At 72.8% G+C, this 1,783-nt stretch carries 2 protein-coding genes; both read left to right on the top strand.

What is annotated here, in order from left to right:
* The first annotated feature begins 120 nt into the window (after positions 1-120).
* Positions 121-1,491, top strand: coding sequence for a rhamnulokinase family protein (locus AB0M20_RS41615; protein ID WP_364306851.1), 1,371 nt, complete (start codon positions 121-123; stop codon positions 1,489-1,491).
* Positions 1,492-1,495: 4 nt separating this feature from the next.
* The coding region (locus AB0M20_RS41610; protein WP_364306849.1) for a (Fe-S)-binding protein at positions 1,496-1,783 on the top strand (288 nt) is incomplete at its 3' end.

Raw genomic sequence — 1,783 nt, 5'->3', positions numbered from 1 at the left:
GCGGGAAGTGCTGCCCGAGCACGTGGCCAACGCGGTGTTCGTGCTGACGGCCGGGGACCTCTCGCACACCACCGGCCTGCACATCCCGGTGGATGCGGGCGTCGCAGCGGCCTTCTTGCGATGACCCGCTTCGCCGCGGTCGACCTCGGCGCGTCGTCCGGGCGCGTCATGGTCGGCGATGTCTCCGCCTCGGGGGTGAGCCTGACCGAGGCGCACCGGTTCGCGAACGAGCCGGTCCGGGTCCGCGACACGCTGCACTGGGACGTGCTGTCGCTCTACCGCGGCGTGCTCGACGGGCTCGCCGCGGCCGGGCCGGTGGACGCGATCGGGATCGACTCGTGGGCGATCGACTACGGGCTGATCGACGCGGGCGGCCGGCTGCTCGGCAACCCGGTGCACTACCGCGACGCCCGCACCGACGGCGTGGTCACCGGCATCCCGGACGAGAAGCTCTACGCGCTCACCGGCCTGCAGAAGCTGTCCTTCAACACGATCTATCAGCTGCTCGCCGAGCCGTTGCTCCCGCTGGCCGACCGGATGCTGCTGATCCCCGACCTGCTCGCCTACTGGCTGACCGGGAAGATCGGCGCCGAGTTCACCAACGCCTCCACCACCCAGCTGCTCGACGTGGGGACCGGCGAATGGGCCGGTTCGCTGATCGGCGATCTCGGGCTGCCGGCCCGGCTCTTCCCGCCGCTGCGCGCGCCCGGCACGGTGATCGGGCCCTCGTCGCTCGGCCCCGAGGTGATCGCGGTCGGGTCCCACGACACGGCCTCGGCGGTCGTCGGCGTCCCGGCCGGGTCCCCGGATTTCGCCTACATCTCGTGCGGGACGTGGTCGCTGGTCGGCGTCGAGCTGGACGCGCCGGTGCTGACCGAGGAGTCCCGGCTGGCCAACTTCACCAACGAGGGCGGCGTCGACGGCACGGTCCGATACCTGCGCAACGTGATGGGGCTCTGGCTGCTGCAGGAGTGCCAGCGGGCGTGGCGGACCGACGACCTGCCGGGCCTGCTGGCGGCGGCGGCGTCCGCCCGGCCGTTCGCCGCGGTGATCGACGTCGACCTCCCCAGGTTCCTCGCACCCGATGACATGCCGGCCCGGATCGCCGCCGAGGTGGGCCGCGAACTGTCCCGGGCGGAAACCGTGCGGTGCGTGCTGGACAGCCTCGCCCTCGCACACCGGCGGACCGTGCGCCAGGCGTGCGAGCTGTCCGGAAGCACCGCGGAGGTCGTGCACATCGTCGGTGGCGGCGCGCGCAACGAGTTGCTGTGCCAGCTGACCGCGGACGCCTGCGAGCGGCCGGTGCTGGCCGGGCCGGTCGAGGCCACCGCCCTGGGCAACGTGCTGGTCCAGGCCCGCGCGGCCGGGGTGCTGAGCGGCGACCTCCCGGCGCTGCGCGGCGTTCTGCGCGAGACTCAACAGATCCGGCGGTACGAGCCGAGCGGCGACCCGGCCCGCTGGCAGGAGCTGGAGGACCGGCTGTGGGGGTGAGCAGATGCGGATCGCGCTCTTCGTGACCTGCCTGGCGGACACGATGTTCCCCGAGGCCGCCAAGGCCACCGTGCTGCTCCTCGAACGACTCGGCCACGAGGTGGTGTTCCCGCCCGATCAGACCTGCTGCGGCCAGATGCACATCAACACCGGATATCAGGACGCCGCGCTGCCGCTGATCCGGCGGCACGTGCGGACCTTCCAGCCGTACGACGTGGTGGTGGCGCCCTCCGGGTCGTGCGTCGGGTCGGTGCGGCACCAGCACGCGATGGTGGCCTCGGCGGCCGGCGAC

Source organism: Actinoplanes sp. NPDC051633, assembly GCF_040681735.1.
Lineage (GTDB): Bacteria > Actinomycetota > Actinomycetes > Mycobacteriales > Micromonosporaceae > Actinoplanes.
Note: the sequence above shows the minus strand (reverse complement) of the source record. Positions and strands in the feature narration are given on the sequence as shown.

Bases quoted from the DNA above. Each gene is read 5' to 3' on its own strand.
- AB0M20_RS41615 (WP_364306851.1), top strand. From the start codon at position 121: ATGACCCGCTTCGCCGCGGTCGACCTCGGCGCGTCGTCCGGGCGCGTC.